16 protein-coding genes are annotated in these 15,471 nt (G+C 36.4%); 6 read left to right on the top strand and 10 right to left on the bottom strand.

The window, feature by feature from the left end; translation table 11 throughout:
* Positions 1 to 252 precede the first annotated feature (252 nt).
* From MK805_RS14905 to MK805_RS14890, 4 genes are all read right to left on the bottom strand, one after another.
* Complete coding sequence (locus tag MK805_RS14905) at positions 253 to 1,464, bottom strand: ATP-grasp domain-containing protein (protein ID WP_240876693.1); 1,212 nt, start codon at positions 1,462 to 1,464, stop codon at positions 253 to 255.
* Between the two features lie 71 nt (positions 1,465 to 1,535).
* Complete coding sequence (locus MK805_RS14900; protein WP_240876692.1) at positions 1,536 to 2,744, bottom strand: ATP-grasp domain-containing protein; 1,209 nt, start codon at positions 2,742 to 2,744, stop codon at positions 1,536 to 1,538.
* A gap of 222 nt (positions 2,745 to 2,966) precedes the next feature.
* Complete coding sequence (locus tag MK805_RS14895; RefSeq protein WP_240876691.1) at positions 2,967 to 3,857, bottom strand: SDH family Clp fold serine proteinase; 891 nt, start codon at positions 3,855 to 3,857, stop codon at positions 2,967 to 2,969.
* A 15-nt stretch (positions 3,858 to 3,872) separates the two neighbouring features.
* Complete coding sequence (locus tag MK805_RS14890; protein WP_240876690.1) at positions 3,873 to 4,043, bottom strand: hypothetical protein; 171 nt, start codon at positions 4,041 to 4,043, stop codon at positions 3,873 to 3,875.
* Positions 4,044 to 4,240: 197 nt separating this feature from the next.
* Between MK805_RS14890 and MK805_RS14885 the strand changes: the two genes are divergently transcribed.
* Positions 4,241 to 4,489, top strand: a complete 249-nt coding sequence (locus tag MK805_RS14885; protein ID WP_240876689.1) for a hypothetical protein — start codon at positions 4,241 to 4,243, stop codon at positions 4,487 to 4,489.
* Positions 4,490 to 4,527: 38 nt separating this feature from the next.
* Here the strand turns inward: MK805_RS14885 and MK805_RS14880 are convergent, their stop codons facing one another.
* Together MK805_RS14880 and MK805_RS14875 are read right to left on the bottom strand one after the other, a co-directional pair.
* Positions 4,528 to 5,418, bottom strand: a complete 891-nt coding sequence (locus MK805_RS14880) for a hypothetical protein (protein ID WP_240876688.1) — start codon at positions 5,416 to 5,418, stop codon at positions 4,528 to 4,530.
* A 115-nt stretch (positions 5,419 to 5,533) separates the two neighbouring features.
* Entirely contained in the window at positions 5,534 to 7,939 is a 2,406-nt protein-coding gene (locus MK805_RS14875; RefSeq protein ID WP_240876687.1) for an AAA family ATPase, read from the bottom strand.
* A gap of 151 nt (positions 7,940 to 8,090) precedes the next feature.
* Here MK805_RS14875 and MK805_RS14870 point away from each other — a divergent pair, with 151 nt between their 5' ends.
* Entirely contained in the window at positions 8,091 to 8,738 is a 648-nt protein-coding gene (locus MK805_RS14870; RefSeq protein WP_240876686.1) for a DUF2238 domain-containing protein, read from the top strand.
* 37 nt (positions 8,739 to 8,775) lie between these two features.
* Here MK805_RS14870 and MK805_RS14865 read toward each other — a convergent pair whose 3' ends face one another.
* Complete coding sequence (locus MK805_RS14865) at positions 8,776 to 9,285, bottom strand: ferritin-like domain-containing protein (protein ID WP_420833093.1); 510 nt, start codon at positions 9,283 to 9,285, stop codon at positions 8,776 to 8,778.
* A 297-nt stretch (positions 9,286 to 9,582) separates the two neighbouring features.
* Positions 9,583 to 9,771, bottom strand: a complete 189-nt coding sequence (locus MK805_RS14860) for a hypothetical protein (protein WP_240876685.1) — start codon at positions 9,769 to 9,771, stop codon at positions 9,583 to 9,585.
* Between MK805_RS14860 and MK805_RS14855 the strand changes: the two genes are divergently transcribed.
* The gene (locus tag MK805_RS14855; RefSeq protein WP_338057524.1) at positions 9,725 to 10,537 is read left to right on the top strand and encodes a M20/M25/M40 family metallo-hydrolase; all 813 of its coding nucleotides are present in this window, start codon (positions 9,725 to 9,727) and stop codon (positions 10,535 to 10,537) included. The genes MK805_RS14860 and MK805_RS14855 overlap by 47 nt on opposite strands.
* An 82-nt stretch (positions 10,538 to 10,619) precedes the next feature.
* On the opposite strand, the gene MK805_RS14850 is transcribed toward MK805_RS14855, so the two are convergent.
* Positions 10,620 to 10,940: an ArsR/SmtB family transcription factor gene (locus MK805_RS14850; protein ID WP_240876684.1), complete on the bottom strand. Its 321-nt coding sequence runs from the start codon at positions 10,938 to 10,940 to the stop codon at positions 10,620 to 10,622.
* A gap of 175 nt (positions 10,941 to 11,115) precedes the next feature.
* Here MK805_RS14850 and MK805_RS14845 point away from each other — a divergent pair, with 175 nt between their 5' ends.
* Positions 11,116 to 12,123, top strand: coding sequence for an LLM class flavin-dependent oxidoreductase (locus MK805_RS14845; protein WP_240876683.1), 1,008 nt, complete (start codon positions 11,116 to 11,118; stop codon positions 12,121 to 12,123).
* Between the two features lie 108 nt (positions 12,124 to 12,231).
* Complete coding sequence (gene hemQ, locus MK805_RS14840; protein ID WP_240876682.1) at positions 12,232 to 12,978, top strand: hydrogen peroxide-dependent heme synthase; 747 nt, start codon at positions 12,232 to 12,234, stop codon at positions 12,976 to 12,978.
* 169 nt (positions 12,979 to 13,147) lie between these two features.
* On the opposite strand, the gene MK805_RS14835 is transcribed toward hemQ, so the two are convergent.
* A complete protein-coding gene (locus MK805_RS14835; protein ID WP_240876681.1) occupies positions 13,148 to 13,567 on the bottom strand; it encodes a MarR family winged helix-turn-helix transcriptional regulator in 420 nt (139 codons plus the stop codon).
* A 311-nt stretch (positions 13,568 to 13,878) separates the two neighbouring features.
* Between MK805_RS14835 and MK805_RS14830 the strand changes: the two genes are divergently transcribed.
* Positions 13,879 to 15,279, top strand: coding sequence for an MFS transporter (locus tag MK805_RS14830; protein ID WP_240876680.1), 1,401 nt, complete (start codon positions 13,879 to 13,881; stop codon positions 15,277 to 15,279).
* Positions 15,280 to 15,471 lie beyond the last annotated feature (192 nt).

The raw sequence follows: 15,471 nt of genomic DNA, 5'->3' as shown, positions 1-15,471 counted from the left end.
AGATATTATTGAATATTACATAAAATCCACCCCTATTCCTTACTTCATTCTGTCACGACCCATTCAGGAAAGTTCTGAATGGGCTTATAATCGACCGAATATCCAAATAAATAAATCGATCACCAATCGATTTGCTGACGTTCACAGGGGCAAGTTATTTATTTATCTCTTTTCTGAAATACAAAAAACCACGAGGGATGGTTCATAAAGAAACCAACTCTCGTGGTGCCATCAGTCTTTTTAGTTAAAGGTTCATGACCATACACTGTGCTCTCGGAACAGTCGGTTACACTCTTGGAGTCGATCTTCCATCTCTTGTTCTGTGCTGGCGACAATAACTAAGGATGCCATATGATCCACACTGGATTTTGGACCATCGAACTTCTCACCTGGTTTGGCAAGTAATCGATATTCCGTTACATAATCGGGCCATACTTCTGCACTAAAGCCGTTGAAAACTCCTTTTCTTGGCGGCAATAGTGCTGAACCTGTTAAAATATGTGGTTTTACTTGTTTTCTTCCACCCGTAGGCAATTCCAAAGGTAATCCGAGTTGAGCATAAATCCAAGATTTATTTAGATTGATTCCAAAAGATTGATCGATCTGAATATTTACCCTTCCTCCCCCTGTTCTGCTCGCTATTTCACAAAGAATAATTTGATCATCTGGGGTATGAAAAAATTCAGCGTGAAATGGCGTATGCTCTGGAGGAGCCATAATACGTAGATGTTTCGTTACTCGATCAGATAAACGTTTTGCCAAATCAGTTGTCTGATCTAAAATATAACTACCTGTGAATTTACCATCTTCGTGAAATGATAAACATGATTCAACGTATTTGCTACACGAAGTAAAGATCAATTCTCCATGATAAATAAACCCATCTACGTGATACAATTCTCCTTCTACAAACTTTTCTGCTTCCCAGTTATGCGGGACACCCTCATGCAAAATAGCTTCCAGTTGCTCCTGCGTCTCAATAACAGTAGTACCTACGGAACCAGCACTGTCAATTGGTTTTATCACAATCGGAAGTTTATGCTCTTCCACAAACTCGATAAGATCAAAACTATTATGAATCTCACGGTAAGCTGGGCATGGCAGGCCATGTCCAATCGCCAATTCTTTCATTTTTATTTTACTGCGAAAATTCCATGCACTGTCCCACGTCTGACCTTCCAAGCCAAAGCGGCCGCGTAGATAAGCAGCACGAAGAACATCTCGTTCGGATAAGCCAATGACTGCACGGTATTTATAACGATCAAACAAATCAATTGCTCTTTGTTCTACATTTGCATTGTAATTATAGTTCGAAAAGGACTCAAAATAGGCAAAATCATCAGGGTTAAAGTCTTCTGCATATTCGTCGGATGTCAACAAAATTAAATCCTCGTTTAAGTGATTTAACCATTCTTCATATGGTGCAAGATCACGCGAAACACGATTTAAAATTAAAATACTCACTCCATCACCCTTTTCTGAATATTATAATTTTTGTTTTTACCCTTGCCATGTGCTCCCTCTTAAGATAAGCCTTATTTCCAATATGAAGATTGTTCAAACCAATTGGCTATATAAGTTAGTCGATCTTCTATTTCTTCTTCTGTTTCGCCTTGTACTACAAATGATGCAATATGATCAATGCTTAATTTGGGATGATCATAACGTTGTCCTGGTGTTGCTAGCATACGAAATTCCGTTACCCAAGAAGGGGGGCTTTCTGATGGACCAGAAATAAATTCTCCTTGTTTTGGAGGGATAAGAACATCACCCGTTAGAACCCTTTGATCCATTCGCATTACACTTGATACTTGTTCAAGTAGATCTATTCCACACTGAGCTTGTACCCACGCTCGAGTCAAGTGAATGCCATATGCTTGTTCCAAATAAGCATCAAGACGTCCTCCGCCTGTTCGACTAGCGATTTCACACAAAAAAATTTCATCTTTTGGAGTATGAAATAATTCTGCATGAAATGCAGTATGTTGCGGAGTATCTAATACTTGTAACAAACAAGTTGTAAAAGTTACGAGTCTTTCAAACATCGGATTGTCACGACTGATTAAATAACTAGCGTTATACCCACCTGATTGATATGCAAGACATCCACTTGCATATTTGGAGACAGAAATAAATGCAACCTCTCCTTCGGTAACGAGACCATCCACGTGATACATATCTCCAGCAATAAAAGTTTCTACTTCTGCCAAACGGTGTATCCCGCTTTCTAAAACCAACTCTAGAGCCAGCGGGTCATCAATTACTCGAATATTCTGTGATCCGGCACCATCAATTGGTTTGATCACAACAGGATAACCATGCCTTTCCACAAACTTTATTAAATCCAAATTGGTAGATAAGGATTCAAAATGCGGAACAGCGAGTTGATGCGCCTGTGCAATTTGTTTCATTATTACTTTATCCCGAAAATGGATGGCACTTTCAGGCAACTGTCCTTGCAGTCCAAAACGTTGACGCAAGTGACTCGCACGGAGCACATCTCTTTCAGAAATAGCGATAATGGTATGAAATTGATATCGTGCAAATAATTCAATTGCACGGAGCTCCACTTTACCATTGATGTCAAACTGAGGAAAGGATTCGATATAAGCATAGTCTTTTGCTGGGAAACTATCCATTACTTCCTCTGATGTTAGAAGAAGCAATTCTTCATCCAGACCTTTCAGCCATTGTTCATACTGGCAACGGTCATGAGCAAAACGATTAATTATTAAAATGCTCATAAAAACCTCCCCACTGTACGGAGCAATTATTTAATTAGAAGAAACGCACTCCTTTCTGTAATATCTGTGTAAAATTTCAAATGCCTTTGCTGGCCTGATTAAAATTATACCATTTCACCAAATCGTCGATCAACTACAAATAAAAAAAGTTTTCTTAAAAAATAATAGAAATGACCGATTACTCTTCAGAATAGAAGGTACTCGGTCATTTCTACTTGACAATTAAACCATGATGGAAGAGTAAGTGCTTTCATAAATCTTTATACTTTCTTTCTCTCTCATCATAATGGTGTAATTAATATAAAGTTGCCACATTGCTCGCCATAATGGATCATGATCAGCCTTATAAACGACATTTAACCCGATCTTTCTAGCATCTTGGTAGTTAATAACTTGACCGTGATTGGGATACTTTTCAATGTTTATTAGCTCTTCAGCTATACGTTTGGCTTCCTCTAGCTGTCCCTTAAACATGGATCGAGACAACCATTTGACGGCTAAACGTTTGGAATGTTCAATCGATTTTAAGCAGTAATCGATTAATGCAGCGTCTACCCCTTTTAAGAATGGATAATATGCAGGATTGAGCGCTTGTCCACCAGCATGTTCTTTTTTAATCATTTCTAACCCATTTAAAAAAGCTTGGGCGGGTCGGAACGCAAGCCCAAACGCGGTGGGGATTGTAACTTGCGGATCGATAGGTCCGAGCTCAGAAGTATTGCTCATCAGTATCTCATCAGCAGCTAAACTGACTAACGTTGCAGCACTCTTTGCTGCTTGAGGCACCACGACGCGCAAATGTTTAGTTTTAGCAAGTAAGGTGTGTACAATGATTTCAGCTGCATTTGGATCTCCACCAGGACTCTGAATCATAAGATCAACTTCACTATCTTTATCAAGACTGGTTACCATCTCACTAAATGGAGCAATATCTTCACGAGTGATCGCACTTTCCGGATGATTAAAATTGGCAATATATACGATCAAACGACGGCCAGTCGCCTTCTCAATCTCTTTCATTAAAGACTGCCTAGTGTACCGATCACGGTGAACAGCTTGATATAGCGGTTGATTTGGCGGTAGTTGCGACATACTGGGAGATAAGAAATCCACGCCTACCCCCCTTTCTTAGATAGACCGATAGGGTCTCCCATAAAGTTTTTTTCGTTCTGGTTTTTCTTCCATTGCTACCATATTTTTCTCAAACTCTTGAAATGACTTGACAAACATTTCAAAGTTTTTATCAGTATTCGTCTCTGCGACAAATTGTTGTTTTGCTCTTAGAAGTGATTGGAACAACCAAAAAACCCCCTTTGATATTTCATCAAACTTAGTATATGCAACCTAATGAATATGATGAACGGGATATGGTAATCAAATACACTAAGCATCTTTATATTAACACGATTTGGACAAGCATGTACATAATTGGATTTTCGATCTATGGATAACCATCTCAGGTTATACTAATTATAGTCAATTAGTGAGGAGTCCACATGTCTTCCGGATACATCTCCAACAAGGAATTGGAATTCGAAGATATTGACGGAACGCCTATCCACATTCACATCGAACAAGGGAGAATTTTGTACGATCCAATGAGGTTCCTTTCTCATGGAGATTGCGCGAATGCGAAAAGTCTTGTGTTCGCAGTCGAAATCGAATGTGGAACCAAAAACGGAATTTCAATCAACGGCACGGTTCTCTCTTTCATTCCAAGTGGGTATTTCCTGCTTCCAAACTAATGGACTGGTCCGGGTAATTTGCTCGGACCACTACTTTACTATTTAGAAAACGTATAAGCAACAGTAATCAGACTGTCCCCTAGTGTTGCAGGCACATTGGCATAGCGAGTCCATAAGTACTCCTCTAATTTGCGCTTATCTTCTCCTTCCACTCGTCCATTTTCATAGTTATATACGATTAAAGGAATATCAGAACCAGCTTTCGTAAGCTCATCAACGACCACTCTCACTCTGGCATCTTGGTTATTCCCCCATGCCGTCTTATACCGATATACAACAATATCAAAGTCATTATTGATCAATTTTTCCTTAAACAACTGTTCATCAAAAGGCATAAGGGTAATATCTGTTATACCTCTGCGCTCAATCGGTTTGAGTTCTCTTGTCTTCATAAGATGAATCTCCTCTTTTGAGCCTGTTATCAATACCCTTACTTTTTTATAAGCTAGTTCACGTTCAATCATTTGTTGAATCGTCTTCTTCTCCCCTTCAATGCTTTCTTGAAAATGTTGCTTGTTCCGATTTAAGCTTTCTTTTAACTCTTGATCAAATTGGCGTTCCACTTCAGATTTCATTATATTCATCGAGTCATTAATATTTTCTTTAAATTCTTTCCTACTCTGACCAATCGTAATAGACAAGACAACAGCCATCACTCCAAATAAAAACGCAGCTACTGCAATAAAAATATTGAAAGTACTAATTAGATTTTCTTGATCCTTTTCCAGATTCTCTTTAAAATCATCATTATTTTTCTCCATTAAATTCAATTTTTCATCTACCAGATTGGATTTATTTAATTCTAACTCTAATTCATCTATCTTTTTTTGCATTGACTCCGTCTGTGTTTCTGCTGCAAAGGCTAAAGGTCCTGGCATGATCGAGATAAAAAGAAAAATGATAAATGTATAAGTAACAAACTTTCGCAATCAAAATACCTCCTGTTTAGGAAAAATCCAACTAATTCAACTATATCGTATTTTGGAAAAATTGGCTTCCCGTTCATTTACAGTTATAAAAAAAGAACCCTATGCAGGTTCCTTTTTAAATAAAATCTTCAGGTAGTAATTTTGCCAAATCTTCTTTGTCAATATTACCTTTACTGCCTAGACGCACAGATTGCTTCCGTACAGCATGCTCAAATAAATTCCGAACAAACCTACCATTGCTTGATTTACCACTTTGTACATGCGATCGCAATACAGAATAAATGACATTTTTACATTCGGGTAGAAGCTGGTATTGTTCTTCTTCAGTTATTTTTAGCAAAATCAAATATAATTCATCAACTGTATAATCTGAAAACTGAAATACATTCGGAAAACGAGAAGTAAGGCCAACATTGGTTTGCAAAAAAACATCCATATCATGATCATATCCAGCAAGTATCACCAACAGATTTTCTCGATAGTCCTCGATCGCCTTTACTAACGTATCAATTGCCTCTTTTCCAAAATCACCTTCGGTTTTAGAAGCAAGAGCGTAGGCTTCATCAATAAATAAAATTCCACCCAATGCTTCTTGAACGATCTCATTTACCTTTTGAGCAGTCTGTCCTATATGTGTGGCAACTAATCCACTTCTATCCGTTTCTATCAATTGACCTGATTTTAAAACTCCTAATTCTTTTAGTGCTTTCCCGATTATTCGCGCAAATGTAGTCTTTCCTGTACCCGGATTTCCTTTAAAAATCATATGAAGAGATTGCCCTGTACCTTTTGAAAATCCTTGATCTCTTCGCAACTTTTGAATTTTCACTTGAGCAACAAGACTTCGAATATGTTCTTTTACTTTTTCGTTTCCTATTATTTTGTCAAATTCGGCTTCTAAGTCAAAAACTTCAATGGTTTGGTTTACTCCAAAATCTTCAGGTCGTAAAATCTTTAATTCTTCTGGAGAACGATAACCATCTTGCTTCAATCTCTTCGACTGCTTACGTATTGCCTCTTGGATGACATTTCGAACCAAGCGTCCATTTCCATCATCATTTCTGCCAGCTATTTGCCTGCGTTCTAATACAGAAAGCAATGTTTTTTCCACTTGTGGATCAAGTTGAAACTGTTCTTGTTCCAAAGATTTTTTTGCAATCGATAACAATTCTTCTGCTGTATAATCTGGAAATTTAATCTGACTAGGAAATCTGGATTTTAATCCACTATTGACCTTCATAAACTCCATCATTTCCTTGGTGTAACCAGCTAGAATAACAACCAGATCTTCTCTATTTTCTTCCATACCTTTCACTAAGGTATCAATCGCTTCTTTGCCGAAGTCATTATCTCCACCTCGCGAAAGAGCATAAGCTTCATCGATAAATAAAATACCACCAATAGCTTTTTCTATAACTTTTCTCGTTTTTGGCGCTGTATGTCCAATATACTCTCCGACAAGATCTTCTCTTGTCACTTCAACCAAATGACCTTTAGAAACAACACCAAGTGCTTTGAATATTTTCGCTACAATACGTGCTACCGTCGTTTTCCCAGTTCCAGGATTCCCAGTGTAGATCATGTGCAAACTTTGACTTTGGACATTTTGTCCTATTTTGGCACGTTCAATTTGGATAGCTACCATGTCTTTCATTTCATGTACAAATTCTTTCACTGGAGCTAGTCCGATCATATTATCTAATTCTATCATGGCTTCCTTTAATAATTGATCTTTATCTTCTTTCTTTAACTCAAATGTAGATACTGCAGTCTCCGATGAAAAATCATATTTCCAACCCTGATGATTTGGAGTAGATAAAGACGCTTGTTGCATCATTTTATCTAGTTGTTTTTGTCTTTCTTCTTCCGAAAGTAGAGTTTGACCCATTATATTAATACGAAAATAAACTTCTTTTTGTTGTACTGCATAGTGATAAATACGTTGATTTAAATAGACTTCCAGATATTTTTGTTCTTGAAAAGGAGTAGGTGCACTATATGCTTGTTGCTTTTCCAAATAAAAATCAAACCAATCTGGATAATCTGTTCCACAAGATGCAACGCGATAAGAATATAGATCTTGATCCAAATTAACGAGATCTATGATCAAATTCGTATAATGGACCATATTATTTCGAAACCGATCTAACTCACTGCCTCTGCCCATTTTTTCCGTTAATTGGGAAGATAATTCTATAAAATAGCCTAAAACACCTAACCAAATAGGGGTAACCAGCAACAGTACAAAAAAGTAAGGAATAAAGTTCCAAGAAACTATGATATAGGTAAAGAGTATAGCTAATTTGAATATCCAAGGAATGCTAAAATAACCAACTAATATATAACGAAACTTACGCAAAATTGGATAGGATACTAGATATTGATCTGTTCTACCTTCCGATTTTTTTCTCCAGATATTCATTTCAGTAGGGGAAATTCTTCGATATCCATCTGAACGTACACGTGTATACAACAATTCCGTTAGTTGAGCTTTTCCTTTTTGTATAGGGGTTTGAGACAAATAAACACCTCCCAAAAACTAAAACATTCTTATTAATCTTACCTTTTGATCAAATGAGACGCAAGATTGAGGAAAGGTAAATAGAGCCAACTACGCATAGGTAATCCAACTATTTGAGACAATAATAAAAACATGAAAAAGGGGTGGAACAGTGAAAAAATCTATTTTGATCTTACAACTTATTTTATTTACCATTGTTTTCATATGGTCAGGTATCCACCCTATAAAGCGAAGCATATGGTTTTTCGAGGTAACACCAGCAATTGTATTAATCTTAGTGCTTATTTTTACATATAAACGATTCCCTTTGACTCCATTGTCCTATTGGATTATTTTTATTGGAACTCTCATCATGCTCATAGGTGGACACTATACCTATGGAGGAGTGCCCTTATTTAACTCATTCAAAAAAGCTCTCCACCTTAAAAGAAATGATTTTGATCGATTGGGGCATATATTTCAAGGAATGATTTGTACCGTTTTAATCCGGGAATACTTCATCCGCACGAAACTATTAAAACAAAAAAAATGGCAATTCATGATTATAGGTATGCTAAGCTTATCCATCAGTGCCTTTTTTGAGATATTTGAATTCAGTGTTGCATTATTTTTTGATGGTAATATTCAAAACTTTTTAGGCTATCAAGGTGACATCTTTGATTCGCACTGGGATATGATTTGTGCATTAATAGGTTCCATTATCATCCTTTGTCTTGGAAAACTTCAAAACAAACAAATGCTATATATGAAGAAGAAAAAACAGTTGGTAAAACATAGACCACGACTTCAACCAAATTAACATACTAAAAAAGCTGTATAAAAAAAATACAGCTTTTTTAGTATTTATTTTTTGTAACCATGCGCAAAAACCATACAGCATGATTTTGTTCGTCTAGGGCTGCTCTTCTAAAAACACGTTTGGTGTACTTACTACTTGCTTTATCTGCGATTTCATTGTAGAAATCAACTGTCTCTTGCTCATCATCAAATGCTTGAACAAGACCTTCTTGATAGGTAGCAGCACACTTTTCAGACTGCTCAAATTTTGCATTTCTACCCGTAAGATAAAAGTAAAGACGACTCATCTCAGATAAATGACGTTCTTCATCTTTTCTTATTTCTTCTATTCTAATTCGATCCGTTTTCTCCTTTGCTTGCGTCTCCAAGAAACGATAGCAAATAATTGCACTATACTCACCATTAATTGCTTTTTGTAGATCTTTCACTATTTCTCTATTCTCTATTGTTCCGTTACTTGAAATATGTCTGCTCCCATGTGAATTTCCATAATTCCATGGAGAGGGATAAAACGGGTAGGAGTATCGACTTGGTACATATCTCGGTATTCTCGGAGCCCTACCAACAGGTCCATGAGGTGTATGTATAGGTTGTGGACCATGTATAGGCGGATCATCACCTTCGAAATCTAAATAATGGTGAATATTCTCCCAATCATACATCTGATCCCTCCCTAATATATCAGAACTCATTATAAATGTATGTATAGAATTCATTTTGTATCCCTATTCCTTTATAAAATAATTTTTTGATAAATATATAGTAAAATATTCAATGATAAATTAAAATTAAATAGATTCATACCTAATTTGAATAAGTAATAGGGGGTTATTTTTTGAAGTTATCTATACAAAAAAACCATTAAAATGGGCACTTACAAATGTTATTGGACTCTCTCTTATTCTTACACCATTTTCTATCGCAACAGCGAAACCAAAAGATGCTGGAGAAACAGCATACGACCAAGTAAAGTATTTATCCGAACAGATTGGTTCAAGAGTTACTGGAACAGCTGCTGAGAAAACAGCCAGCAAATATCTTTCTGCTCAATTAAAAGATTTAGGATTAAATCCAACTATTCAAAACTTTACGTACACCCGTAAAAACACCACCTATCAATCACAAAATGTAATCGCAACAAAAAAAGGGAAATCGAGCAAAGAGCTTATTATTGGCGCTCACTATGATTCAGTTTCTGTTGGAAAAGGAGCCGATGATAACGGATCCAGTATCGGTGTTGTGTTAGAAACACTCCAAGCTCTCTCCAAAAAGAAAACCCCTTACACATTAAAAATTATTTTCTTTGGATCAGAAGAAGCCGGTTTACAAGGTTCCAAATACTATGTATCTCAAATGACAGATGCTGAGAAAAAAAATACAGTAGCGATGATTAACTTAGATAGCTTAATCGCTGGAGATAATATGTATGTCTATGGTGATCAAGGAAAACAAGGAAAGCTACGAGACTTAGCCCTAGAGATTGCCAAAAAACATAAAATCCCGATGTCTACTAACCCAGGTTTAAATCCTGATTATCCAGCAGGAACAACAGGTGATTGGAGTGATCATGCTCCTTTTAAAGCTGTTGGTATCCCTTATGCATACTTCGAAGCAACAAACTGGGAAATCGGTGATCTAGATGGATACACGCAAACAGTTAAACATGGTGAAATCTGGCACACAGAAAACGACAACCTCACCTTCTTGGAAAAAGAATTCCCTGGAAGGGTAAAAGAACATTTACGAGGATTTACAATTGTTCTAACCGAATTAATCGAGAAGGCAGATAAAGCCTTTTAAATCAAATAGAACCTCCATTTTTAAAATGGGGGTTCTAAGTTTTACTATTATCTTTCCTCCTCCCATATCTCATCCAAACCAGCTACTTCTTCTTTTTATTTTGCAGTTTTTGCAAATATACATCTAAAGAGTCCAATCTTCCCTCCCAAATCTGCTGAAAAGAATGCAACCAATTTTGAAATTCTTGAAATGGCTGGGCACGAAGTTTATAGATACGACGATTTGCTTCTGGCTGCACTTGAACAAGGCCAGCCTCACTCAAAACTTTTAAATGTTTCGATACTTGTGGCTGCCGCAAATGCAGAGAATCTGCAATTTCACCAACTGTAAGTGGCCCTTTCTTTAACAACTCTACAATTTTAAATCTATTTGGTTCTGCTAATGCTTGAAGTGTTTCATTCATATTCAAATATTACCAACTAGGAATATTCTAGTCAAGGAATGTAATTGTGTATTTAAAAGAAATAAAATAATATATAACAGATGAAAAAGCCTGCTATGTTTTATCTTTTTGTTGACCATTAATTTTTATATTTTATACTCCAATTAATAAATACTAGACACAAGAGGTGAGCAAGTTGATAAAACTAAGTGTGTTAGATCAATCCTTAATTTCTGCGGGTTTAACAGCCTCGGATGCACTACAAAATACAGTACGATTAGCATCTGAAACAGATAAATTGGGATATACACGTTTTTGGGTATCCGAACACCATTTTGCTAAAAATTTGGCAGGATCAAGTCCAGAAGTTCTGATGAGTCATTTGGCTACTGTTACGGATAAAATTCGAATTGGTTCAGGAGGTGTCATGCTTCCTCATTATAGTGCTTACAAAGTGGCAGAGAATTTTCGAGTGTTGGAAGGATTATTTCCAAATCGTATTGATTTAGGACTTGGAAGAGCTCCTGGTGGAACACATTTAGCAACCAGAGCTTTGCAAGAATATAGAAATACATATACAGATAAGTATCCCGAACAATTGGACGACTTAATTACTTATTTGCATGATTTAGCTGATAAAAATTTTCGATTCCCTTCCCTTTTTGCTACTCCAAAAATCGAAACTGTACCAGAAATGTGGCTGTTAGGATCAAGCGGGGGAAGCGCACTTCTAGCAGCACAAAGAGGAACAGGTTACGCATTTGCCCAGTTTATAAATGGTGAAGGCGGAGCAGATGTAGTTCACTATTATCGCGAACATTTTCAACCAAGTATTGTAAATGAAAAACCTCAAACACTACTTGCTATAATTGTTTTTTGTGCAGAAACAGATGAACTCGCTGAAGAGCTTGCAATGAGCGGTGATCTGGCATTATTGCTATTAGAAAAGGGAGCATCATCACAAGGTCTGCCTACTATAGAAGAAGCAATATCCTATCCTTATACGGATCATGATCGATATCGAATTGCAATAAATCGAAAACGAATGGTTGTTGGCAGCCCAACTACGGTAAAAAAACAAATCGAAAATCTATGTGACCTTTATCAAACCGAAGAAGTAATGATCGTATCATTTATGAATGATCAGGCACAGAAAATAAACTCTTATCAACTACTAGCCGATGCCTTTAAACTAAAATATTAAATTTCATAAAAAATACACATATCTAGACGCATTTTTTACTCTATTCGATTAGCGAGTTGATAAGATGGTAAAGATGGTTTTAAAATTAGCAAATAGGAAGTGGAATACATGGGTGATATGGTTACTACCTATGAAGGTTGGTATGTAAGCCACGATTTTCGAGTTATGGATTGGACAAGTTGGAAATCGACTGACCTTCAAACGAGAGAAAGAATAATCCAAGAACTTTTAGATTTAACTAATACTTATCGCGCATTAGAAGATAACCAACTAGGTAGCTTTGGCCTATTTTCCATTTTGGGGCAAAAAGCGGACTTACTTTTTGTACATCTACGTCCTACACTGGAAGAACTAAATGAAGTTAAGAACCAATTTGATAAAACAGACTTCGCAGGATTTCTTCTTCCTGCATACTCTTATACCTCTGTTGTGGAACTAAGTGGATATCAAATGCGGCCTGGGACGGACCCAGATACAGACCCGCATATCCAAGCTCGTTTAAAACCAATTTTACCAAAAAGTAAATATATAAGTTTTTACCCTATGGACAAACGCCGTGATGGTGAGGATAACTGGTATATGCTTTCAATGGAAGACAGACGCAATATGATGAAGAGCCACGGGCTCATCGGGCGTTCTTATGCTGGAAAAGTAAAACAAATCATTACTGGTTCTATCGGGTTAGACGATTGGGAATGGGGAGTTACACTATTCGCAGAAGATCCCCTGCAATTTAAAAAGATCGTTCAAGAAATGCGCTTTGATGAAGTAAGTGCTCGTTTTGGAGACTTCGGCTCTTTCTATACAGGATGCCGACTTACGGAAGAAGCATTAAATAAATATCTTTCCGTTTAATTACCAAAAGTGGGATGATATGAATCATCCCACTTTTCATTTGAGAAAAAAGGAGTTGCAAGAACAACAAATATTTTATATAGTGGAACATATGATCGATGGTCATCCTACTGGTTAGTATTTTTGTATTTGCAACTACAAATTATGAGTTTCACGAATGAAATGTTGATTAATTTATCTTGTTGACAATTTTAATCATTTTAGAAGCAGCGTATTCCAAATCCTCTAGATCTTCCTTATTCAATGATTGCAGTTTCTCACAAATTTCTTTCCAGTGCTGTCTCACTACTTCTTTTCCCTTTTCTGTTATGGATAAGTTTACGATTCGTCTATCTTTCACATCTTGTTCTTTTATGACATATTTTTTCTCTTCTAATTTGCATATTAAAGTAGTCAACTGTTGCTTACATATTTCCGTTTTCAAAGATAACTGCGTCATGGAAATATTGGATTCACATTGAAGTAGACTTTCTAACAGATGAATTTGCAGTGACGTCAAATCAGACCGTTTTCTGGTGTGGAACTTTTCATAAAACAGGGGTAAGAGTCGAATAAAATTATCTGCAATACACCCTATTTCTGCTGCCATTATCAAACAACCCTTTCAATTTAAAATAAGTTGACATTTAGTAAACAATAATTTATCATCTAACATATCACAGTTTGAATTATATACAATTTATCTGTGTTAATCTACTAACCTCGATTCGATTTTATAAATAAATACTGACGAATTTGAGAAAAGAAAGGAATTTTGATTGTGTTTTAGTCTATTTATAAAAACCATGTAGAGGAAACTTTTTCATGGATTCTTGCCTATAAAACATTTTAAAAATTGCATACATTTCTATTTTCGTAAGAATGAAAATAGAAACTCCACATAACCTTGATAATGAAAAAATGGAAAGGACGATATCGATGACATCGAACAATCACCAAGAACCAAATATGCAACGCTTGGTTCCTTGGATCATTTATATTATCTTTTTTGCTGTATTAAATGAGACAGTTTTCAATGTCTCCACTCCAAATATCGCAAGTCAGTTTCATCTTAACCCTTCCCAAGTAAGTTGGATTATCACTATATTCATCATCTTTTTTGGAATGGGTTCTGTAATCTATGGAAAACTCTCTGATGCCTTTAGTATTAAAAAGCTAATTTCTTTTGGTATTCTCTTATATAGTTCGAGTTCTATTGTTGGTTTTATTTTTCATTCCAACTACCCAATCGTCATTGTTGCACGAGCTTTGCAAGGTGCAGGAGCTTCTGCTATTCCAGCATTGGTCATGATCATTATTGCAAGATATTTTACAAAAGAGCAACGAGGTAAACTGTTTGGAATGATTACCTCTACTGTATCCTTTGCTATTGGTATAGGACCTGTTTTAGGTGGTTATGTGTCCGGAACATACCACTGGTCCTATCTGTTTGTAATTCCGATATTTTCATTAGTGGCCCTGCCCTTTATTCATCGGATACTGCCAGATGAAGCAGGTGAAGGAGGAATTCTGGACGTTATCGGTACAGTACTCATGGGGATAACCGTATCTTCTCTTATCCTCTACTTGACCGAAGCTGACTGGTTTTATCTCCCAGTGTTTGTAGTAGCTTTGATATGGTTTATCATTCATATACGTCGTACAGCTAACCCATTTGTGGAACCTGAACTTTTTTCCAATCGGCTTTATCGTAATGGATTGATCATCGGATTTCTCATTTTCAGTACCGTAATGGCTGTAATGTTTGTTCTCCCGCTCATGCTACATGACCTTTATCAACTCAAAACACAAACTATTGGTCTTATTATGTTCCCAGGAGCTTTTAGTGCTGTTATTTTTGGAACCGTAGCTGGCAACTTGACAGTGAAAAAAGGAAGCCACTTTGTTGTATATCTTGGATTAGGACTTATTACCCTCAGTCTCTTTTTACAATCTTCCGTAGTAGGAGCATGGGTATGGTATTTCGGAATTGTTCTAGTCATTCAATATGTAGGCTTTTCTTTCCTACAGACAGCTTTGATCGAAAGTGTGACGAATATATTGCCAAACAAACAAATCGGGGTAGGCATGGGTTTTTATAATTTGATTTCTTTCGTTTCTGGAGCTATTGGAACTGCACTTGTGTCCAAAGCAATGGAACTGCCTATTCTAAAAGTAGCCATACACCCACTGGTATCCAATCCTAGTGCTTATTTGTTTAGTAATCTCATGTTGATCTTTACGTTGATAGTTATAGCTAGTGCCCTACTGTATTTCATTACATTTGGAAAACAAGAAAACTTATCCGAAGAATCTGCTTAACTCTGAAAAACCGACTATAAAAGGTCGGTTTTGCTATGGAAAAGTAATCTTTGATGGAAAAATAATTTTCAGTATTGTTTATGAATCAAAACTGTGATATAGTTAATACACTTAAAATTAGAGCGGAGGGGTTTCCATTGGTAAAGGTAAGATTGCATCTCAACACTCATGTCGCTAACTGAATAGTGATCA

Origin of the sequence: Shimazuella soli, assembly GCF_022511585.1 — a bacterium.
Taxonomy (GTDB): Bacteria; Bacillota; Bacilli; order Thermoactinomycetales; family Thermoactinomycetaceae; genus Shimazuella; species Shimazuella soli.
This window is presented reverse-complemented; position numbering and strand designations above follow the sequence as displayed.

Bases quoted from the DNA above. Each gene is read 5' to 3' on its own strand.
- MK805_RS14900 (WP_240876692.1), bottom strand. From the start codon at position 2,744: ATGAGCATTTTAATAATTAATCGTTTTGCTCATGACCGTTGCCAGTAT.
- hemQ (WP_240876682.1), top strand. From the start codon at position 12,232: ATGGGTGATATGGTTACTACCTATGAAGGTTGGTATGTAAGCCACGAT.
- MK805_RS14830 (WP_240876680.1), top strand. From the start codon at position 13,879: ATGGAAAGGACGATATCGATGACATCGAACAATCACCAAGAACCAAAT.
- MK805_RS14850 (WP_240876684.1), bottom strand. From the start codon at position 10,940: ATGAATGAAACACTTCAAGCATTAGCAGAACCAAATAGATTTAAAATT.
- MK805_RS14885 (WP_240876689.1), top strand. From the start codon at position 4,241: ATGTCTTCCGGATACATCTCCAACAAGGAATTGGAATTCGAAGATATT.
- MK805_RS14835 (WP_240876681.1), bottom strand. From the start codon at position 13,567: ATGGCAGCAGAAATAGGGTGTATTGCAGATAATTTTATTCGACTCTTA.